A 20,798-nucleotide genomic window follows, 5' to 3' on the forward strand; every position below is an offset into this window, starting at 1 on the left:
CCGCATCACCGAGGGGCACGGGGGGTGCGCTTGATGAACTTCAACGGGGAAAAGGGTGCGTGAGCACGCGGGCGTTTCACGAGAGGAGCTGAAGCACAGCGCGGCCGTCACGGTTGCCGTGCTGCTGGCTGTCGGCCTGTTCGCGGCGTGGAACGTCCTGATTCCAGGCGTGGACGCGTGGGAGAACATCGTGGCCGCGGTCATCGGATCGCTCCGGCTGACCGGGCCGGTGGCGGCGGCCTTCGCCGCCTGGGTGGCGCTGCGCAAGCGCCGGGCGCTGCGCGGGCGCTCGCTCACGACGTGGCGGGCGCTCAAGGCGCCGCTGGCGATCGTGATGGTGGTCGTGGGCTCGTTCGGGGCCACGGTGCTGGTGCTCGCCGTCAAGACGGTGCTCACCGACCAGGCGGGCAGGCTGAGCCTGACCGGGCTGGCCATGGGCATGGCGGGGCTGGCGTTGTACTCGGTGATCGGGTGGGTGGCCGGCTGGGTGCTGCCGCGGCCGTTCACCCCGCCGCTGGCCGGGCTGGCCTGCTACGGGCTGTTCTCGTGGCTGGCCGACGACCGCGGGTGGGCCGACAAGCTGGCACCGGGCACCGGCGAGCCGTACGACCTGTTCCAGGGGCTGAACGGGGCGCCGTTCTTCGACCAGACGATCTGGCTGCTCGGCATCACGGCGGCGCTGCTGCTCGGCTGGGCGGCGCTGGTCACCAGGCAGGCCCTGGTGCTGGCGTGCGCGCTGCTGGCGGTGCTGGCCGCGGGGATGGGCGTGTCGCGGGTGCTGGCCCAGCCGAAGCCGGCCGCGGCCGTGGACATCGCCTACACCTGCCAGGAGTGGCCGATCACGGTCTGCGTGCACCCGGGGATGCAGGCGGGGCTGACCGAGCTGGGGGCGGCGTTCACGCAGATCGCCTCGCGGCTCGCCGGCACCCCCGCCGCGTTCACGCGGGTGGAGCAGCGCCCGCTGGACGACCCGCTGAAGCCGTCGAACGGGCTCGCGCCGGTGCACGTGCCGGACCTGTCCGCCGGGTTCGCGGAGGAGGCGGCGCACGAGTACATCGAGGCGCTGGCCCCCAGGTGCCAGAGCGCGGTCACGGAGGGTTACCGGCAGATCGTGGTGGCCTGGCTGCGCGGTGAGCCGCTGCCCGGCACGCCGCTGCCCGAGCACCACTACGCGACGACGTCGTTCTCCTCGTGGAGCGAGCACCAGCGCAGGGAGTGGCTGCGCATGTTCTACAGCGACTTCCAGGGTTGCCGGCTGTCGAGCACGCACTTCGGCGGCGGCCCCTCGCACGCGCAGGTGGCGCCGCAGGCGCGGTCCATGCCCGAGCAGAGCCACGTCTACCCGGTGTACCCGGGGCCCGGTGGCACCACGTCGATCAGCGCCGCGCCGGGCACGCCGGTGTCGGGCTCGGCGCCGGCACAGCCCCTGGAAGCCGCCGCCGACCGGTGGACTCCCGACACGTCGGGGGTGAGCTGGCCGGTGTTCGATCCCGGGCCGCAGGAGGCCGTCCCGGCGCAGGCCGCCGGGGAGGCCCCGGCGGCACAGGCGCCGGCACGGGGGCCCGCGCAGGAGACGGGTCAAGGGCCGGCGCAGGCGGAGCCTCAGGACTCCGAGCAGGCACAGGCTCCCGAAACCGCTGGGGCGGCCGAGCAGGTCCCCGCCTCCCACGAGCACCCGGCGCGCGGTCCGCAAGGAAACGGCCACGGTTGGGGAGCGAAGATGTCACCAAAGGGCTGGCACTGATGATCGCCTGACGGGTAGTCATGCTCGCATGACGACTTCCCAAACGGCGTCGCCCGAGGTGACCCCCGGGCGGCGCCGCCGGTGGCGATATCTGGCGGGCCTCCTGGTGCTGGCGGTCCTGCTCGTCGTGGGCGGCCGGCTGGCCTGGTCCTGGGTCAACCCGCTGGGCGAGCAGAGCATCGACCGCAGCCAGCCGGTGCTCCTGCAGTCCATCAAGGACCTGAGCCGGTTCGAGGCCGCGACGGGGACCTTCCAGGTGGTCGTGGACCTGGAGAAGGACGCCAACTTCCTGCCCGACGCGATCAAGGGCACCCGCACGCTGTTCGTGGGGGCGGGCGGGGTGGACGCCTACGTGGACTTCTCCGGCCTGGCGGCGAACGGTGTGACCGTCTCGGAGGACCGCACCCAGGCGACCGTACTGGTGCCGCGCGCCCAGCTCGAGAAACCGAACCTCGACAACAGCCGCTCCTACGTCTTCGCCCAGCAGCGCGGCCTGTTCGACCGGGTGAGCGACTTCCTGTCGGGCTCCCCCACCGACCAGCGGGAGCTCTACCTCCTGGCCGAGAAGAAGATCACCGAGGCCGCCGTGGCCAGCGACCTGCGGGCCAGGGCCGACGCCAACACCAAGGCCATGCTGTCGGGCATGCTGAAATCGCTCGGCTTCACCAAGGTCACGGTCAAGTTCACCGACGAGCCCTAAGCACCCTCACCTGCGCCTTAGTCATCCGGTGCGCCCACCTAAGTACCTCCCTATCTGCGCTTATGCCGAGAGATAAGGCATACGCCCGATGTGCCGGAGGGGGCCTTAGGACGAACCTTGAGAGTGCAGGGAACGAGACAAGGGAGCAAGTCGGATGAACGCCGAACTCGAATACTCCGTGATGCAGCACCACGCGGCCGAGCTGCGCCAGGCCGCGGCCGAGCAGCGGCGCGTACGCGAGGCGAGCAAGAGCCGGCCGGCCGAGCGCCGTAACCGCTCGGTCCTCGCCCGGTTCCTCGTCTCATGACCGCCCACAAGCAGCCCGGCCGCATCCTCCCTCGCGGCCGGGCTGAAACGCCCCCTTAGGGGGGCTACGGCGCCCTGGCCCGAATCCTGGTCGAGCCGGCGGCACGACGCCACGAGGCCCCGGTCCATTCCTGGTCGGACCGGGGCCTCGCGCTGTCCGCACCAGGATCGCGGCCGGCCCTCGCGCCCGCCCGGACAAGCGTCACGGCCGGTGCTCGTGCCCGGACCAGCGTCACGGCCGGCCCTCGAGCCCGCCCGGACAGGATGGCGGGCGCGCCGGCGGCTCAGAGGGGCTCGCGCTGCACGCCCTGATCGCTGGGCGCGGGCGCCGCGCTGGCGTGCCCCGCCGGCATCTCGATCCGCCGGCTCGCCCGGGAGGCGGGGCCGAGGTCGAGGTAGCGGCCGGAGCGCCGATGCCATGCGCACGCCCCGGCCTGCCAGTCCCGCAGGCCCTGGACGTACCGGGCGATCCTGCCCCGTTCCTCCGGATCCAGCCCGCACTCCTCCACCAGCGGCGGCAGCTCCGTCAGCGCCGCGCTCTCGAACTGCCGCAGCCGGGACGTCCGCAGGTCGTTCACCCGGTCGGCGGCCTCCTGCGCCCCGCAGCCCAGGAACCGCCGCAGCACCACCACCCCGTTGTCGTGCGTCCCTTCCTCGACGGCCTCCCGCCGGTAGGAGTACAGGTCGTTGAGCAGGTGCACCCCGTCAGAGAACGTGTCGCGCAGCACCCTGACCGGCCGCGTGCCCGCGACCTTCTCGGGCACCTCGGCGCCGGCGACCCGCTCGACGAGATCCGCCACCCACGGGGCACCCCCGCAGGCGCGGCGCAGGCGGATGTGCTCGATGGGCTTGAGGACGCGGCCGTCCCTGGCGTTCTCCAGCTCGCGCAGGCAGCCCTGCATGAGCCCCTGCGTGCCGGCGGCGAACCTGCGCCGCCATCCCGGCGAGGCCCCGGCGAACGTACGGGGCCAGAGGTCGGCGAGCCCGCGCTCGGCCGGGTTCGCCGGGCGCGGCGTGCGCGGGGAGCCCGGCGGGGTGAAGCGGCGCAGCCGGCGCAGGTACGCCTTCGCCTGCCGGTAGGCGCCCGGCCGCCTGAACACCTGGGTGAAGTGGTCGCCGAACCAGCACGCCCAGACGTACCAGTCGGAGGCCAGCCGCAACTCCGCGGGGGCGGCGTCCGGATGGCCGTACGCGGCCAGCAGCGGGATCGCCATGGACACGAACCGGTCCTCGTCCCAGACCCGCACCCCTCGCCCGTCCACGAAGTCGAGCAGGCCCGTCGTCCTGGCCCAGGCCGTGGAGTGGGCGAACGCGGCGTCGGCGTGCGGGCTGAGGCGGGCGGGAGCGGGCTGGTACGGGACGGGGAGGACGAACGGATCGTCAGGGGGCATGGGGGATCCTCCGCTCCAACAGGTGCTCTCGACGAGAGCGGATGACCTCTGCCAGGAGGACGAGGCTGGTGGAGTCGACGCTCTTACTGTGGCGCTTGGGCCTTCTCTGGTCGGTGTGACTCCATTATGAGCACGCTCCGTAATCAATGAATACTGTCCGTGACGGCTCTATGGTGTGACTACTCCACGGCGCCCGACCGCGTCAGGAGGTCCCGGTACCAGCCGTCGAACGGGCGGTCGGTCGCCGGATAGCTGGCCAGCGGGTCGGTGGCGTTGCCCGCCGAGTTGAAGCCCCAGCCTCGGGCCAGCTTCCCCGCCCGCAGCGCCGCTGTGAGGAACGAGGACTGGCCCGCCGGCGCCGCGTGGAACAGCGCCCCCTGCTGGAGCTCCGCGCCGTCCCCCTGCTGGAACTCGCCGAAGGCGATCTGCCGGTAGCGGACGCGGTCCCCGGTGTGCCTGTCGGTGTCGACGCGCAGCGTCTGCGCGGGCGTGGGACCGTCGGCGCCGGTCCACACGCGTACGCGGGCCGTGCCGCTGGCCGAGGTGGTCTTGTCGTGGCGGGCGTCGGAGGTCCTGGCGTTGCCGCTCCACGAGACCGACATGGCGCCGGCGTCGAGCACGCCGCCCCACTCCCAGTTCTGGCTGGAGCTCTGGCTGCGGTGGATCTCGCGCAGCCGCGTGCCGGCCGGGTCGGTGAACCTGATCGTGGGCAGGACGCCGTCGTCGTACTTGCGGCTGGCCGACCAGGTGATCTCGCCGTCGGCGCCGAGCCGGCCGACGCGGTACCACAGCGTGGTCGCGGTCTGGGACTGGTGGACCTCGACCAGGTCGCCGTGGTCGTTCAGCGCGACGGCGGGGGTGACGCCGCTGTCGTACCTGCCGTGGCGCAGCCAGGTGACGCGGCCGTCGGCGCCGTACACGCCGGTCCAGTACCACAGGTCGCCCGAGCCCGAGTCGTGCACCTCCACCACCTGGCCGCGGCCGTTGATCGCGACGGCCGGGTTGTGGCCGAGGTCGCGCCGGTACGCGCTGCGGGTCCTCCCGTCGCCGGAGATCACCGCGAGGACGCGGCCGCGCAGCTCGTCCACCGTCGGCGGGCTCGCCGGGTAGTCCTCGGCCCGGTACAACCGTGCGCCGAAGGCGGAGGTGAGCTGCTGGTTGAGCGCGGCCAGGTTGCCCGCGGCGTACGAGGTGTTGTCGGTCAGGTCGTCCTTGACGTCCAGGGCGACGACGATCGGCGCGGCGGTGGGATGCCGCGCGGACCAGGCGTCGATGACGCCGAGCCAGTCGCGCAGCAGGTTCGAGGCGGGGTTCCCGGCGTGGTCGACCTGGTTCCCCGGGGAGTCGTGGCCGACGGCGTAGTCGCGGGAGGTGGCGTAGCCGTTGTCGTGGATGTCGAGCTCGATGAAGCGGATGCCGTGGTCGAGCTGGTAGGCGATCGAGTTCCTGGCGCCGCCGAGGTTGCCCGAGTAGCTGTTGTGGGTGGCGCGGAAGACCGCCGAGGGTAACGGGACGTCTGCCGACGCGTTGATGTTTCCGCCGGTCAGCAGCGTTGATGCGGCGAGGGCGAGCGCGGCGGGAATGGCTCCGATGTGAGGCACTCCCTGATCTTCATATCGGGGACCTCTGCCGACAATACGGTCACGCGAGTTCGTTTGCCGGTGTTCACCTGACGGCCGCCCTGCCGCAGTCCTCCCCCGGCTCGCGCGGCGCCGCCCCGTACAGGGGAGTCCAGCGGGGTCACCCGAGCCGCCCGCGCGCACCTGCGTCCGTTCGCATTGTGCTCACGGGCGTTGAAGGCCGATGATGCCGGTATGCGCAAGCGGGTGCTGGTGTGGGGCGGGGCCGCGGTCGCGGTGGTGGCAGCGGCGGCGTTGGTCTACTCCTTCGTACGGGTCGGCCTCGACAACGCCGACAAGCTGGCGAGCGTGATCGGGCTCTTCTTCACCGTGGCCGGGCTGGGGGTCGCGATCCACGGCCTGCGCAGCCGTCCGGCGCCGGCGAACGACGAGCCCGAGCGGGCCTCCGGGCCCGGGGCGACGGCGTCGGGGCCGGGATCGGTCGCCATCGGGGGCGACAACTCAGGCGTCATCTCCACGGGCGACGGCGCGACCAACATCCACATGCGTGCCGAGGCGTCCGGGCAGGGACGCGTCTACCAGGCCGGCGGCGACCAGACGATCAACGAGGAACGGCGGCCATAGCCGGCGCTCTCACGTCTGGCCGCCGGGTCCCCGCCGGGCTTCCAGCGCGTCCAGGATCAGGTCCAGGCCGTAGCCGAACTCGCTGGTGTAGTCGTAGCCCGGCCGCATGGCGTGGTCGACGATCATCTCGGTGAGGTACGGCAGCTCGTCCGCCGGCAGGTGCTCCAGGATGTTGCCCGCCACCTCCTCGACGTCGTGCGGCGTCATCACCGGCAGGTTGGCCTCCTGGAGGACGAACCCGCCGATGTAGCTGTCGATGAGCGAGACGGCGTGCGCGGCCATCGGCAGCGTGAACCCGGCCCTGCGCAGGACGCCGAGGACGGCGTCGTGGTGGCGCAGCGTGGCCGGCCCGGGGTCGCGGCGGGAGTCCATGAGGCCGAGGGCCCAGTTGTGCCGCGACAGCACCTCACGCGCGGAGAAGGCCCGCGCGCGGATCGTCTCCCGCCAGTCGGCGTGCTCGGCGCCGGGCAGCTCGATCGCCGCGAACACCATGTCGACCACGCCGTCGAGGATCGCGTCCTTGTTCGGCACGTGGTGGTAGAGGGACATCGCCTCCACGCCCAGCTCCTGCGCCACCTTGCGCATCGTGATCGCCTCCGCCCCGCCGCGGTCCGCGACCCGGATCGCCGCTTCGAGCACGAGATCCCTGCTGAGCGGTTGCGATGGTGGTGACACGACGGCTCCGGCGGATTCGGCGATTGACAACCTTACGAGCGTAAGCCAGTCTTACACATGTAAGTCACCTTACGCGCGTAAGAGGAGGGGGTCGCGATGCCGATGCCGAGATGGTGGGGGCACGTGAACAAGCGGGTGTTCAACCCCCTCACGCTCGCCGCCGGGAAGTCGCCGGTGCTGATCCACGTCGGGCGCGTCTCCGGCGCCACGTACCGCACCCCTCTCGACGCGCATCCCGTCGCGGGAGGCTACCTGTTCGTGCTGGTGTACGGGTCGGGCTCGGACTGGGTGCGGAACGTGCTGGCCGCCGATGGGGCGCGGCTCAGGGTCGACGGGCGGGAGGTGGAGCTCACCTCGCCGCGGGTCATCGGGAAGGACGAGGCGTTCCGGGCGCTGCCCGACGAGGTGGCCCGGCCGCCGAGGGTGCTGCGGATCACCGAGTTCCTTCGCATGGACCTGGCCGCGGGCTGAGGACGGGCGCCCCGCGCGCCGCAGGCACCTTGATCAAGCGCCTGCGGCCCGCGGCACGGAGCGTCAGGACCTGGGGACGGTGATGAGGAGGGCGTCGCCCTGGCCGCCGCCTCCGCAGAGACCCGCCGCGCCCAGCCCTCCGCCCCGCCGCTTCAGCTCGTACGCCAGCGTCAGCACGATCCTGGCCCCCGACGCCCCGATCGGGTGCCCCAGGGCGATGCCGCCGCCGTTGACGTTGACCTTGTCCAGCGGCACGCCCAGCTCCTTGGCCGACTGCAGCACCACGCTGGCGAACGCCTCGTTGATCTCCACCAGGTCCAGGTCGGCCGCCGTCACGCCCTGCTTGGACATCGCGTGCTTGATGGCGTTGGCCGGCTGCGACTGCAGGGACGCGTCGGGACCGGCGACGTTGCCGTGGCGGCCGATCTCCGCCAGCCAGGGCAGGCCGAGCTCCTCCGCCTTCGCCCTGGACATGACGACCACCGCGCAGGCGCCGTCGGAGATCTGGGAGGCCGAGCCGGCCGTGATGGTGCCGTCGGCGGCGAAGGCGGGGCGCAGCTTGGCGAGGGTTTCCGCCGTGGTGTCGCCGCGTACGCCCTCGTCCTCCTTGACGACCAGCGGCTCGCCGCGGCGCTGCGGGATCTCCACGGGGACGATCTCTTCCTCGAAGACGCCGTTCTTGGCGGCGGCGGCGGCGAGCTGGTGGGAGCGGGCCGACAGGGCGTCCTGCTCCTCGCGGCCGATGCCGAGGCGGGTGTTGTGGCGCTCGGTCGACTCGCCCATCGCGCACTGGTCGAAGGCGCAGAACAGGCCGTCGTGCGCCATCGAGTCGACCACCTGCGAGCCGCCGTACTTGACGCCCTTGCGCAGGCCGGGCAGCAGGTGGGGGGCGTTGGTCATGGACTCCATGCCGCCGGCCACCACGATCTCGAACTCGCCGGCCCTGATGAGCTGGTCGGCCAGGGCGATGGCGTCGAGGCCCGACAGGCAGACCTTGTTGATGGTGATCGAGGGGACGGTCATGGGGATGCCGGCATTGACGGCGGCCTGGCGGGAGGGGATCTGCCCGGCGCCGGCCTGGAGGACCTGGCCCATGATGACGTACTCGACGGCCTCGGGCGCGACCCCGGCCCGCTGCAGGGCGGCCTTGATCGCGATGCCGCCGAGCTCGACGGCCGGGAGGCCGGACAGGGAGCCGAGGAGCTTTCCGATGGGGGTGCGAGCTCCGGCGACGATGACGGAACTGGACATGACAACGGCCTCCTGTGCTCGCGCGTCCGGTCTTTTGACACGATACCCACGAGTACGACGTCGCTCGCCATGGAGGTAGGCCACACATGTTCATGCGGATCGACCACATCGGGATCGCCTGTCGTGACCTCGAGGAGAAGATCGAGCTCTTCTCCCGCACGTTCGAGCTCACGGTCGTGGCCAGGGAGGTCAACGAGGAGCAGGGCGTCAAGGAGGCGATGCTGCACATCGCCGACGGCGAAGGCGGGGGCTCCTACATTCAGCTCCTGGAGCCTCTCTCCGACGACTCGCCTGTGGGAAAATTCCTGGCGAAGCGGGGCGAAGGCGTCCATCACGTGGCGTTCGGGGTTCCGGACGTCGAGGAGGCCATGGCCAGGATCGGCGAGAAGGGTGTGAGGCTGCTGGACGAGCGCCCCCGCCACGGCTCGATGGGGTCGCAGATCGCGTTCCTGCACCCCAAGGATGTGGGCGGGATGCTGACAGAGCTGGTCCAAGCGGCCAAGCATTAACAAACCCCCACAAAACGTAAAAAACGTTCATATGTAACTAGTCACGCATAAAGATGGACGGGGCTTCGCAGGTGGCACCAGCGGAGTACGCTTGACCTTCCACCGGACATGGGGCCTGCCGAGAGGCACAGGCTCCTGGTACGGATGCCCCGAACCCCCCGTCCGGCCCGTGTAGCCGTCTCGACAACCCAGGATCGAGCCTCCATGCAGTCCGACATCGACGCCCAGCTCAACAACTTCTTCGAGGACGCCCCCGCACGCGAGTTCGACGTGGTGCTCCGGGGTTACGACCGGCATCAGGTCCACGATCACCTCAAGCAGCTCGACGGGGAGCTACGCCAGGCCCGCGAGCAGGTTGCCAGCCTCCAGCGCGACCTGTCCGACTCCCAGCGCCAGTTGCAGGAGCAGGAGCGCCCCACCTACTCCGGTCTGGGCGCCCGCATCGAGCAGTTGCTCCGGCTGGCCGAGGAGCAGGCGACCGAGCTCGTCCAGGCCGCCAGGTCCGAGGCGAACGAGATCAAGGCCGCCGCCAAGGTCGAGGCGGCCGACGTGCGCGCCGCCGCCGAGGCCGAGGCCGCCGAGAAGCGCGCCCAGGCCACGCGCGAGAGCGACGAGATGCGGACGACTGCCGAGCGGGAGGCCGAGGACATCCGCTCGACCGCGCGCCGCGAGGCCGACGAGCTGACCAACACCACCGAGCGGGAGGCCGCCAAGCTGCGCGCCACCGCCGACCACGAGGTGGCGGAGAAGCGGGCCGACGCCGAGCGGGAGATCGCCAAGCTGCGCACCACCACCGAGCGCGAGGTGGCGCAGCTGCGCGCGTCCACCAAGCGCGAGCGTGACGAGGTGCTGACCACCGCCAAGCGGCAGGCCGACGAGATGCGCGCGCAGGCGCAGCGGGTGCTGGAGGAGTCGGAGGCCAAGCGGGCGCAGGACGAGGCGGAGTTCGAGATCCAGCTCGCCTCCCGCCGCGAGGAGGCCGAGCGCCAGGAGGCCGAGCGCCACGCCACCGCCCAGGCCGCCACGCAGAAGCTGGTCGCCGAGGCCGAGCAGCGTGCCGCCACCGCCGAGTCGCGGGCCACGAAGGCCACGCAGCAGGCCGAGCAGACCCGCCGCGAGGCCGACCTGCACGCCAAGCAGCTCGTCGCGAACGCCCGCAAGAGCGCCGAGACCATCGTGGCCGACGCCAAGTCGAGCGCCGAGACGATCGTCACCGAGGCGAAGAACGAGGCCGAGCGCACCCGTACGGCGATGCAGCGCCAGGTCGACGAGCTCACCCGCCAGCGTGACAGCATCACCAGCCACCTGGCCCAGCTCCGCCAGCTCCTCGGCGGCGCCGCCCTGCCGGGCATGGAGCCGGAGCCCGCGGTCACCGCGGCCCCGCCGAAGCCCGCGCTCGCCGCGCCCGCTGCGGCCGAGCCGATCGCTCCGCCCACGACCCCCGCGCCCAAGGTGGAGGTCAAGAAGGCCGACGACGACGCGGAGTGGTGGCAGGAGTAACGCCGGCGATCACGACACGGGGCTGAACGACGGCTGGGGAGAGCCTGGCGGCCGAATGGTCGCTAGGCTCTCTCTTTGCCGTCGGGCGTGTACGAAGTGGTACGAGTCCGTCATGCTGTGTTGCCGATCCCCCTGGAGTGTCCCCCTTGTCCGCAGACGTCGAGCCGGCGACCACGCAGGAAGAAGACCGCCCCCAGGAGCCCGAGGCCCCAGAGAAGGCACGGGAGAAAGCCCAGGGGAAGGCCCAGGGGAAGGCCCAGGGGAAGGCGCAGGACGAGGCCGGCCCCGGGTCGTACGGGCTGCCCGGCAAGCCGCTCGCCCGCGGCCCCTTCCTCTTCGGCCTGGTCGGCGGCCTGGGTGTGCTGACGGCGATCGCGCTGGCCCAGATGATCGTGGCCTCGCTGAGCACGATCATCCTGATCGTCGTGGCGATGTTCCTGGCGGTCGGCCTGAACCCGGCCGTCGAGGCCCTCCACCGGCGCGGCCTGGCCAGGCGGGGCGCGATCTCCATCGTGTTCGCCGGAGTCATCGTGGCGTTCGCGCTGTTCGGGCTGGCGATCGTGCCGCCGGTCAGCAAGCAGCTCACCGAGTTCATCGACGCGGTGCCGGGCTACCTCACGGAGCTGAGCAACCATCCGACGCTGCGTCAGCTCGACCAGGACTACCAGATCCTCCCGCAAATCAGGACGTTCGTGACGGGCACGCTGGGGCCGTCGCTGGCGACCGGCATCATGGGCGCGGGGCTGGTGGTGCTCAACGGCGTGTTCACCACGGTGACGCTGCTGGTGCTCATGCTGTACTTCCTCGGCTCGCTGCACACGATCAAGGACTACCTGCTCAAGCTCGTACCGTCCTCGCGCAGGACGCGGACGCGCGCGATCACGGAGGAGATCCTCCGCGGCATCGGCGGGTACGTGGCGGGCAACGTGCTCATCTCGGTCATCGCGGGCGTGGTGACGTGGATCTTCCTGTCGATCGCGGGCGTGCAGTACGCGCTCGCGCTCGCCCTGGTCGTGGCGCTGACGGACCTGATCCCGCTGGTGGGCGCGACGATCGGCGCGGTGCTGGTGACCGCGGTCGCGCTGCTCGACTCGTGGCCCGCCGGGATCGCGTGCGCCATCTTCTTCGTGGCCTACCAGCAGGTCGAGAACTACCTCATCTACCCCAGGGTGATGAAGCACTCGGTGAACGTCACGCCGGCGGTGACGGTGATCGCCGCGCTGTTCGGCGGCGCGCTGCTCGGCATCGTCGGCGCCCTGCTGGCCATCCCGGTGGCCGCGGCGATCGCGCTGATCATCCGCGAGCTGGTGCTCCCGCACCAGGACCAGGTGTGACCTCCTCGCACTGACCCGCGGGCCGATGCCGCCCCGGCGGCATCGGGCCCCGGCCTACCTCCGCACCCCGCCGAGCTCGGTCTCGAGGAACCCGATCACGGCCGTGTTGAACGCCTCCGGCTGCTCGACCGCGCTGAGGTGCCCCGCCTTCGGGATGATCTCCACCTTGCCCTCCGGCACGGCCTGCGCCATCGCGTCGGCGTCGGAAGGCGGTGACAGCTCGTCCTCCTCCCCCACGATGATCAGCAGCGGCACCTTGAGCCCGTTCAGCGTCTCGAACGAGTCGGGCCTGGCGGCCATGGCCCGCTGGGCCCAGGCCACCGCGCCGGGCGGCGCGGACTGCACCAGCCCCTTGACCCGGCCGAACACCATCGCCCGCCGCTCCCTGGTGGTCCGCCCGATGAGCGCGGGCAGCACCTCGGTGACCAGCACCTCGCTGCCGCCGGACAGCACCGCCTGCGCGATGCGCTCCCTGTTGTCCCGCGCCGCGGGCGGGTCCGCGCCGGCCTTGGTGTCGGCCAGGATCACCCCGAGCACCCGGTCGGGGTGCCGGCGGCAGAACGCCATGGTCACGTAACCGCCCATCGACAGCCCGCCGACGACCGCCCTGTCGATGCCCTCCTCGTCGAGCAGCCTGGCGACGTCGTCGGCCATCAGGTCCAGCGAGGGCTCGTCCTCGCCCAGCCGCGACCCGCCGAAGCCGCGCAGGTCCGGGGTGATGACCCGGCAGACCTTGGCCAGCCCTTCCCGCTGCGCCAGCCACATGGCCGACGACAGCGGGAACGCGTGAAGCAGCACAACCGGGATCCCGGTCCCGGCAGATCTCGTGTAGAGCTGCACGGATCACACGGTAGCCCGGTTCACGGCGACAATCACTCAATGGTTCATGCCGATCGCCCCCGACTATGCCGACAAAAGCCACACTTAGCCAGTATTCGCCATAAATCTGACATTGCCCGACGAATAATTCACGCGCACAATCCAGGCACAGCGACGTGCATTCCGAGGTGACAAGGCATGACAGGTCCCACAGGCATGGCAGGCACCCGACCCGCGCTTCCCGACGCCACCAACGCCGATTTCCTCCTCCAGGCGCTGCGCGAGACGAACGCGCGCCGCGACCGCCACCACGCCCCGCCCCTCGTCATGGACCCGCTCCTGGTCGAGTACGCCAAGACCCGGGCGGCCGAGATCTCCCGGCAGGCCGCGTACGGGCCCGTGCGGGCGGGCACCGGCGAGATCGTGTTCAGGAGCGAGGGCGAGGAGATGAGCGAGGCCGCCGAAGCGGTGGCCGGCTGGTACGCCCAGTGCGCGGGCTACGACTGGGATGATCCGCGCCCCTGCCACTTCAGCCAGCTCGTCTGGAAGGCCAGCAAGGCGATGGGCGCCGCCCGCGTGGCCGGCCAGGGCCAGGCCCACTACGAGACCTACATCGTCTTCGTCTTCGAGCCCCCGGGCAACGTGGACGGCGAGTACGAGGAGAACGTGCCCCCGGCGTGACCAGCCGGCGGTCACCCCGCCAACACACCGCCGGCGCGCCCAGGCAGCGGTACGCACCCCCGCCGACGTGCCATCGGCGCGCTCAGATGGCGGTCGCGCCCCCGTCGATGAACAGCACCTGCCCCGTCATGTACGCCGACGCCGCGCTGGCCAGGAACACGGCCGGCTGCGCCATCTCCTCCGCCGTCCCCCACCGCCGCATCGGCACGCTCGCCACCGTGGCGGAGCTCGACGCCTCGTCCTCCCACAGGTTGCGGTTGAGGTCGGTGGCCGTCCACCCGGGGCACAGGGCGTTGACCCGCACGCCGGAGCCCGCCCACTCCACGGCCAGCGTCTTGGTCAGCGCCACCAGCCCGGCCTTGGCTGCGGCGTAGGGGGCGAGCAGGGGCGCGCCGAGCGCGGCGACGGAGGCCACGTTGATGACCACCCCGTCGCCCCGGCCGAGCAGGTGCGGGGCGGCCGCGTGGCAGACGGCCATGGCGGAGTCGAGGTTGAGCCGCATCAGCTTGTCCCACCCGGACAGCCGCAGGTCCTTGAACTCGACCAGGAAGTTCGACCCGCCCGCGTTGTTGACGACGATGTCGAGGTGGCCGAGCCCGTCGATCGCGGCCGCGACGGCGGAGGCGGCGGCCTCGCGGTCGGTGAGGTCGGCGGGGATGACGACCGCGCGCCGCCCCAGCGCCTCGATCTCCTTGCCCACCTCGGCCAGCGTCCCGGCGGAGCGGGAGACGAGCGCCACGTCGGCCCCCGCCTCGGCGTACGCGAGCGCGATGGCCCGCCCGATCCCCTTCGACGCCCCGGTGATCAGGGCCTGCTTGCCCGCGAGATCGAACGCGCCCACGCCGCCTCCTCCATGGCCGGAAACCGAACAAGATTCTATGGACATCTCCCCAGAAAGCGCCACCGGCGCGGGACCGCGAAGGTCCCGCGCCGGTCGCTCGGAGATCGGGGTCAGCCGAGGCCGCCCAGGAAGGTGTCGAGGAAGTCGGCGACGTCGTCGCCGAGCTTCCCGCCACGCATGCCCAGGTGACCCATGGCCCCTCGCCTGGTGTTGACCTCCATCTCGATCTTCTCGGGCCGGAAGATCTGCTTCTGGCCCTGGCCGCTGCCGCCGCTGTTCGGCAGGTTCGACGGCGGCCTGCCCTGCGGGTACATGCGGCCGTTGCCGTACACGGTGTACGACTGGGTCGGCTGCACGCTGCCGTCGTTGCGGTAGACCTGGCTCGGCCGTGGCTGTGCCGGCTGCCTGGTCGCCTTCGGCGGCGACTGCCGCTGGACGGAGCGGTGGCTCGTGGGCCGCCTGGCGGGCCGCGAGCGCGCGTGCTGGATGCCGCGCGGGAGCTGGCCGGCCCGGTGGTTGCGCCGCTGGGCCGCCTGCGCCATGCGCCGCTTGGCCGCCGCCTCGCGACCCGCCTTCCTGATCTCCCGGCGGGCCCTGGCCGCGGCTCGCCGCTTCGCCGCCGCCTCGCGGGCCCGCTCGGCCTTCTCCCTGGCGCGCCTCCTGGCCTCGGCCAGCCGCTTGCGCTTGGCCTCGGCGGCCTTCCGCCTCTTCTCCGCCTCTCTGGCCCGCTTCTTGGCCTCCTCCCTGAGCTTCCGCTTCATCTCCTCCATCTTCCGCTTCCTGGCAGCCTCCTTGGCCTTCTTGATCGCGAGCTGCCGCAGACGGCGCTGGGCCGCCTTCTTCAGCAGGTAACGAGCACCGACGCGGACGCCGATGCCGACGGCGAACCAGAACAGCTGACCGTCGGGGTCGCTCATGGTGACGGGGCTGTTGTTGGCGTAGGCGTAGGCGTTGAGCTGCTGCGGATCGGTGTCGTCGATGATCGGGTCGACCGACAGGAACCGACCGAACCTCGGGTCGTACTCGCGGGCGCCCAGGTGGACGAGCCCGGTCGAGGCGTCCTTCGTGCCGCCGACGAACCCGCGCTGCCCCGGCCACCACGGCGGTGGCGAGCCCCGGTCCTCGCCGAACGGGGTCTGCCTGCGTACGGCCAGCTCGCCGTTGCCGGCGTTCACCGCGGCCTGCGCGGTGCCCTGGTGGTCGTTGGCCATGAGGTAGACCTGGTTGTCCGGCGTGCGCACCGCGATGGCCTCGCCGCCGATGGTGTAGTAGCGGGTCTGCTCGACGGCGTCCTTGGCGTAGTCGAGACGCAGCTCCATGTCGTCGATGTAGAGCGTGGCGTCGGTGGGCGTCTTGCGGAGCAGGCGGTCGCCGTCCGCGTCGTAGACGAACGACGTGGTCTTGCCGGCCTCGGTCACCGACTCCAGGTTGCCCTCGGCGTCCCACACCAGGCTCTGGTCGGAGTTGCCGACCTTGCGCCTGGTCGTGTTGCCCGCCGCGTCGTACTCGAACAGGTCCTGTCCGACAGCCTGCAGCGCGTGCGGCTGCTTGCCGCCCGGCTCGGGGTAGGTGTAGTCGCGCACCTGCTCGCCCCCGCCGCCGAAGGCGTGCTTGGTCTCCTTGATCCGGTTGCCGGTGACGTCGTAGGCGTAGCTGACCGCGTACGGGGCCACGCCGCCGATCGTGCCGGACTGGGGCGAGCCGCTCGCGCAGTCGTCCGTGGCCGTCCACGCCGAGGTCAACCGGCGCAGATGGTCATAGGTGAAGCACTGCGTGTCCTGGTTCGCCCTGTCATTGATCTTGGTGATGTTGCCGATGGCGTCGTAGGTGTAGTTGACGTCCAGGTCGGTCTTGGTCGTGCCCTCGCGGTCCAGCCGCATGCTGGTCAGCCTGCGGGTGGACTCGTCGTGGGTGTAGGTGAGCCAGGTCTTCCTGCCGTTGTCGCCCAGCTCGTACTGCAGGGTCTCGCCGAGCTTGGAGTAGCGGGTCGCGCTCACGTACGCCGACAGGCCCGTGACCTTGACCGGCTGGCTGAGCGCGTCGTAGCTGTAGACGACCTGCTCCTCCGCCAGCCCGCCACCCGCCGGGAAGCTGACCGACTGCACCTGGCCGTCGAGCGTGTAGCGGGTGTTGAGCTGGTAGGAGCCCGCCAGCTTGCCCTCCCGCTCCGGGACGGTCACGGTCTCGCGCAGCGGGCGGTAGTCGACGTCGATGGCGTTGATCTCCGCCTTGTACGCCTGCCCGTCCACGTACCGGATGCTGGCGTTCAGGTGCCCCTTGGCCAGGGCGTCGTACTTCCACTCGGCCAGCAGCGTGCCGCTCGCCGAACCCTCGCGCATCTCGGTCTTGCGGCCGAGGGCGTCGTAGCCGTACCAGAGCGTCCTGCCGCGCGAGTCGGTCGTGGAGACCAGCTCGTCGGCGTCGTTGTACGTCATCGTCGTGACGCCCTTGTCCGGGTCCTCGGTCTTGATCTCCCGGCCGCGGAAGTCGTAGTGGTGGCGCCAGACGTTGCCCGCCGGGTCGGTCACCGTGGACAGGCGTCCCGCGTGGTCGTAGGTGTACTTGGTGGACTCGTACTCGCCGGTCGGGGTCGCGCCCTTGTACTGGCGCAGCTCGATCAGCCGGTCCTCGGCGTCGCCGATGCGGGTCGTCGCCGTGCCGCCCGGCGGCGGGGTGATGTGGATCCGGTCGCCCTCGTCCTTGGCGGTGACGCGGTACTTCTCCACGCCCTTGGCCTTGAGGAGCTGGGCGTTGACGTCGCCCACGCCGTCGAACAGCGTCACGACCTGGTTCGGCACGTCCGCGTCGGCCACCGCGAGCAGGGTGGTCGTGGGGGCGCCGGTGGCGAAGTAGCCGGTGTTCTGCTTGTAGTCCTCGCCCTGGGAGTTGTAGAAGGTGTCGGTGATCGTGCGGCCGTCGCGCAGCGCCGGGTCCTGCGTCTGGTCGTCGGTGGGCGCGGGTTCCTGGGTCTGGCGCTCGCGCATCAGGCCGTCGTACAGCTCGTGGCTCTCGGTGTAGCCGCCGTCGGCGCGCAGCGTCCTGGTGGTGACGACGCTGGGGCCGTCGGCCCGCATCAGGTAGGAGTACTCGGTGCTGGGCGACTGCCCTGCCGCCTTGCTGCGGTCGGGCTGCCAGACCTTGGTCAGGCGGCCCAGCGCGTCGTGCTCCATGTCGACGCGGCGGTTGTTGGTGTCGACCTCGGCGACGGGCTCGCCCCAGGCCGGCTCGATGAACGTGCGATCGACGTGGCCGAGGTCGTTGGTCTCCTTGATCTCGGTCGCCAGGGCGCCCGTGGCCGGGGTGTAGCTGGTCACGGTCTTGGTGCCGACCGTGTCGGTCTCGCTGGTCTCGCGGCCGTAGACGTCGTAGGTGTGCGTGGTGTCGGTGATCGTCTGGCCGTCGGCGTTGACGGTCTGCTGCACCGAGGTCACGTCACCCTTGCTCGGCGCCTGGCCGAACGCCTTGCCGTCGTACTGGACCTTCTCGTCGGAGATCAGCTCTCCGGCGGCCAGCGTGGAGACGGACGTGGCGCAGGGCGCGGCCACCTTCTGGACGCGGCTGGTGTAGTCGAGCATCCAGCTCGTGTCGTTGCGGGCGTAGGTGTAGCGGGTGCATCGGTCGTCGTCCGTGCTGGCCAGGTCGCCCTTCTCCTCGACCTGGGTGAGCAGGCCCTTGGCGTCGTACGTGCGCGCCTCGCCGGTGCGCCGCCACTTGCCGCCGGGCAGCGCCGTGCGGGTGACCATGGACTCGGCCTCGACCACGTACGCGGCCTTGGTGACGCCGCCCTGCGTGGACTCGGCCGTCTTGACCGACCAGGGCGCCTCGACGGTGGCCTTCAGCAGGGCGCCGCCGTCGCCGTCGTACAGGATCTCCTCGCGCTCGAAGCCCGAGTACTGGTCGAGGTCGTCCAGCTTGACGCCCTCGGAGTCCTCCACCTGCACGCTCCGCTTGGAGCCGTCGGCCTGCTTGTCGCCGTGCATGCCGCGGAAGTAGCGGAACTCCGTCAGCGTGCGCTTGGTGTCCTGCCCGTCACCCTCGCGCACCCGTACCCTGCCGAACCCGCGGAAGTCCGACCACGTGCGGTGCTCGGGCTTGACCAGGATGTTGTCGGCGTAGCGCCAGGCGGCGCCGTCCAGGTACTCGTAGCTGGTGACCACGGCGGGCGCGGCCGCGACGCGGTCCACCTCGACCGTCTGCGCCACCACGTACTTGTGGAACCAGTCGGTGACCTCGGCCTCGTTCGGCGGGGCCCAGCGCTGCGGGAAGCAGAGCCTGGTGTTCTTGTCGGCGGCGGGCAGCGCGCCGGCCTGGCAGTCGGCGGCCTTGTAGTTGACCCGCAGCTCGCCGCCCGTGCCGTTGTCGACGGCCTGGACGCGCCACTTGACCAGCGGGGCGCGGCCTTCGGTGGCGTCCACCCGGTTGGGCAGCTGCACGCCCTTGAACGTGGTCTTCGGCAGCGTGATCGTGCCGCCCACGTGGCCGGTCTGCTGGATCGAGGCCAGCCACAGCGCCGGGCTCAGCCCGTCACCGGTGGCCGGGAACTGGTGGGCCAGCGCCCAGGAGTCGACCGCGTAGTACTGCCCGGCGGCGTTGAGCACCTGGGTGGTGACCTTGGTCAGCCGCTTGCGGCTGAAGAACGTCGGCGCCAGGCGGTCGACGCACTTCACTCCCGCGTCGCAGATCTGGTCGAACGGAACGTCCGGCCAGTGGCTCGCGGTCTCCTTCTTCAGCTCGGCGGGCGCGCAGGTGACGGTGCCGCTGGGCAGGCAGCGCTCGGCCACCTCGAACAGCACCCGGGACGCCGCGGGCTTGGTGAACAGCTCGCTGCTCAGGTAGCCGTAGTCGATGCGGGTGAGGTACGCGTGCCGGTCGTACACCGTGCCCAGCTCGGGCTTGGAGTTGCGGCCGTAGTAGTTCTTCTCCTGGGCGTACCAGTAGGTGGTGGCGTTGCCGTGGGTGTCCACGGCGTAGTCGAGGTTCCACCGGTAGGCCTGCTGGCACCAGGCGTTGGCCGGGGTGCTGCTGTAGCAGGGCTCACCGCTGTTGTTGCCGAACACCGGTACCGTCTGCACCGACTTGGTCTCGGCCTTGCCGCTCACCCAGCCGGGCAGGCGGTTGAGGCCGAAGGTGTACTGGGTGCCGTCGGCGGTGGTCACCCGCCAGTGCTCGCCGTTGTTGTCGCCGTTCGTGGCACCGGTCAGCGCCTCGATCCGGGTGCCGTCGTCGCGCTTGGGCCGCCACTGCTTGGTCGTGGCGTCCTTGATCAGCTCGATCGACGAGCCGCCCAGCGACAGGACGGCGTTGTCCTGGTCCCAGCACAGGTCGCCGGTCTTCTTGCCGTCGATCATGCAGGGCTTGTATCGGCGCTCGATGTAGCCGCCCGGGTTCAGCTCGAAGCCCTCACCGGCCCAGGACGCCTGGTTGTTGGTGGAGGCGGTGCGCCCGTCAACGCTCTGCGAGGAGTAGCCGAGCGACAGTTCGGGCTCCTCGCCGCCCAGCGCGGGCGGGGTGCGCAGCTCGTAGTTCCAGGAGAAGTCGCCGGTCTGGGTGCCGACGCTCCAGTCGGCCGAGGGCGCCAGCGAGGTGGCGGAGTGGTCGCCCGACTGGCCGGAGGGTGCGGCGGCCAGGGCGTACACGGCGCCGGTCTCGACCTCGGCGGTCAGCGTGCCCGCCTTCGGGTCGTTGGCGCTCTTGACCGGCTCCGGCCGCGGGCAGCCCGCCGTGGCGGTGGCCGACTTCAGCGCGCATTCCTGCAGCTTGACCATGCCGAGGCGGGCGCCGTAGTCGCCGCCGTAGGCGTAGCGGAAACCGGAGTAGTCGATCTTCAGCTCGGTCTTCTTCGCGGCCTTGGCGGTGGCGACCGCGACACCCTGGCCCGGCGACACCCGCATCGCCAGGCCGAGACGGTCGGTCTCCAGCAGTTCCACGCTGACCGGGTCGCTGCTGCTCCGGTCGGCGGCCACCTGCACCGGGAACCCGGCCAGGGCCTTGGCCCTGCCGAGCTCCGCCTTCTGCGGCTTGGGCCAGGTGACCGCCGGCGGCGCCTGCCACGCCTGTTTCTGCACGGGGTCGGCCGGCGGCGGCTGCACCGGCACGCTCGTGCCCTTGACCGGGGTCTCCTTCTGCACCGACGGGGCCGAGCGGGACTCGGCCGCCGCGGGCATGGCGTTGACCAGGGGCAGCACGAGGACCATCGAGAGGGCGGCCGCCAGGCGGCGCGGCCACGGGGACTCGGGCCTGGCCACGTCCCGGAAGGTGTTCCAGGACGTGTCGGGCAGGTGGGGTTCGTCGGGTTCGGGTAAACGATTCCAGCGGGATTCGGGCAGGTCGAACTCATCCTGCGGGTCCATGTACCTCTCCCAGAGTGAGGGT

Annotated in this window: 16 protein-coding genes; 9 read left to right on the plus strand and 7 right to left on the minus strand. The window is 71.3% G+C overall.

The annotated features are described in order from the left end of the window. Window positions 1-55 precede the first annotated feature (55 nt). From ACBJ32_RS19605 to ACBJ32_RS19615, 3 genes are all read left to right on the plus strand, one after another. Complete coding sequence (locus tag ACBJ32_RS19605) at window positions 56-1,744, plus strand: hypothetical protein (protein WP_375127934.1); 1,689 nt, start codon at window positions 56-58, stop codon at window positions 1,742-1,744. Window positions 1,745-1,772: 28 nt separating this feature from the next. After that, on the plus strand, window positions 1,773-2,444 hold the full coding sequence (locus tag ACBJ32_RS19610; protein ID WP_357875714.1) for a DUF4230 domain-containing protein: 672 nt from the start codon (window positions 1,773-1,775) through the stop codon (window positions 2,442-2,444). Between the two features lie 154 nt (window positions 2,445-2,598). Then, complete coding sequence (locus ACBJ32_RS19615; RefSeq protein ID WP_357875716.1) at window positions 2,599-2,751, plus strand: hypothetical protein; 153 nt, start codon at window positions 2,599-2,601, stop codon at window positions 2,749-2,751. A 283-nt stretch (window positions 2,752-3,034) separates the two neighbouring features. On the opposite strand, the gene ACBJ32_RS19620 is transcribed toward ACBJ32_RS19615, so the two are convergent. Together ACBJ32_RS19620 and ACBJ32_RS19625 are read right to left on the minus strand one after the other, a co-directional pair. Next, on the minus strand, window positions 3,035-4,141 hold the full coding sequence (locus tag ACBJ32_RS19620; protein ID WP_375127935.1) for a hypothetical protein: 1,107 nt from the start codon (window positions 4,139-4,141) through the stop codon (window positions 3,035-3,037). 179 nt (window positions 4,142-4,320) lie between these two features. Beyond that, window positions 4,321-5,742 carry a hypothetical protein gene (locus tag ACBJ32_RS19625; protein ID WP_375127936.1) on the minus strand — a complete coding sequence of 474 codons (1,422 nt, stop codon included), beginning with the start codon at window positions 5,740-5,742 and terminating at the stop codon, window positions 4,321-4,323. 213 nt (window positions 5,743-5,955) lie between these two features. On the opposite strand from ACBJ32_RS19625, the gene ACBJ32_RS19630 reads away from it, so the two are divergent. Then, complete coding sequence (locus tag ACBJ32_RS19630) at window positions 5,956-6,345, plus strand: hypothetical protein (RefSeq protein ID WP_375127937.1); 390 nt, start codon at window positions 5,956-5,958, stop codon at window positions 6,343-6,345. A 9-nt stretch (window positions 6,346-6,354) separates the two neighbouring features. On the opposite strand, the gene ACBJ32_RS19635 is transcribed toward ACBJ32_RS19630, so the two are convergent. After that, entirely contained in the window at window positions 6,355-7,050 is a 696-nt protein-coding gene (locus ACBJ32_RS19635; RefSeq protein WP_375127938.1) for a TetR/AcrR family transcriptional regulator, read from the minus strand. Window positions 7,051-7,116: 66 nt separating this feature from the next. Between ACBJ32_RS19635 and ACBJ32_RS19640 the strand changes: the two genes are divergently transcribed. Then, window positions 7,117-7,491, plus strand: coding sequence for a nitroreductase family deazaflavin-dependent oxidoreductase (locus tag ACBJ32_RS19640; RefSeq protein WP_375127939.1), 375 nt, complete (start codon window positions 7,117-7,119; stop codon window positions 7,489-7,491). Window positions 7,492-7,554: 63 nt separating this feature from the next. Here ACBJ32_RS19640 and ACBJ32_RS19645 read toward each other — a convergent pair whose 3' ends face one another. Then, window positions 7,555-8,742 (minus strand): acetyl-CoA C-acetyltransferase, encoded by a 1,188-nt coding sequence (locus tag ACBJ32_RS19645; protein WP_375127940.1) that lies wholly within the window; start codon window positions 8,740-8,742, stop codon window positions 7,555-7,557. Between the two features lie 86 nt (window positions 8,743-8,828). On the opposite strand from ACBJ32_RS19645, the gene mce reads away from it, so the two are divergent. The 3 genes from mce (at window position 8,829) to ACBJ32_RS19660 (ending at window position 12,085) form a co-directional block, all read left to right on the plus strand. Continuing rightward, window positions 8,829-9,251, plus strand: coding sequence for a methylmalonyl-CoA epimerase (gene mce / locus ACBJ32_RS19650; RefSeq protein WP_357875730.1), 423 nt, complete (start codon window positions 8,829-8,831; stop codon window positions 9,249-9,251). 204 nt (window positions 9,252-9,455) lie between these two features. Then, window positions 9,456-10,751, plus strand: coding sequence for a DivIVA domain-containing protein (locus ACBJ32_RS19655; RefSeq protein WP_375127941.1), 1,296 nt, complete (start codon window positions 9,456-9,458; stop codon window positions 10,749-10,751). 137 nt (window positions 10,752-10,888) lie between these two features. Beyond that, window positions 10,889-12,085 (plus strand): AI-2E family transporter, encoded by a 1,197-nt coding sequence (locus ACBJ32_RS19660; RefSeq protein WP_375127942.1) that lies wholly within the window; start codon window positions 10,889-10,891, stop codon window positions 12,083-12,085. A gap of 54 nt (window positions 12,086-12,139) precedes the next feature. Here the strand turns inward: ACBJ32_RS19660 and ACBJ32_RS19665 are convergent, their stop codons facing one another. Then, window positions 12,140-12,883, minus strand: coding sequence for an alpha/beta fold hydrolase (locus tag ACBJ32_RS19665; RefSeq protein ID WP_375127943.1), 744 nt, complete (start codon window positions 12,881-12,883; stop codon window positions 12,140-12,142). Window positions 12,884-13,102: 219 nt separating this feature from the next. On the opposite strand from ACBJ32_RS19665, the gene ACBJ32_RS19670 reads away from it, so the two are divergent. Further along, on the plus strand, window positions 13,103-13,585 hold the full coding sequence (locus ACBJ32_RS19670) for a CAP domain-containing protein (protein ID WP_375127944.1): 483 nt from the start codon (window positions 13,103-13,105) through the stop codon (window positions 13,583-13,585). A gap of 82 nt (window positions 13,586-13,667) precedes the next feature. Here the strand turns inward: ACBJ32_RS19670 and ACBJ32_RS19675 are convergent, their stop codons facing one another. Together ACBJ32_RS19675 and ACBJ32_RS19680 are read right to left on the minus strand one after the other, a co-directional pair. Further along, the gene (locus ACBJ32_RS19675; protein ID WP_375127945.1) at window positions 13,668-14,426 is read right to left on the minus strand and encodes an SDR family NAD(P)-dependent oxidoreductase; all 759 of its coding nucleotides are present in this window, start codon (window positions 14,424-14,426) and stop codon (window positions 13,668-13,670) included. A 110-nt stretch (window positions 14,427-14,536) separates the two neighbouring features. Continuing rightward, complete coding sequence (locus tag ACBJ32_RS19680) at window positions 14,537-20,776, minus strand: RHS repeat-associated core domain-containing protein (protein WP_375127946.1); 6,240 nt, start codon at window positions 20,774-20,776, stop codon at window positions 14,537-14,539. Window positions 20,777-20,798 lie beyond the last annotated feature (22 nt).

The organism is Nonomuraea sp. GTA35, from assembly GCF_041950525.1.
GTDB lineage: Bacteria > Actinomycetota > Actinomycetes > Streptosporangiales > Streptosporangiaceae > Nonomuraea.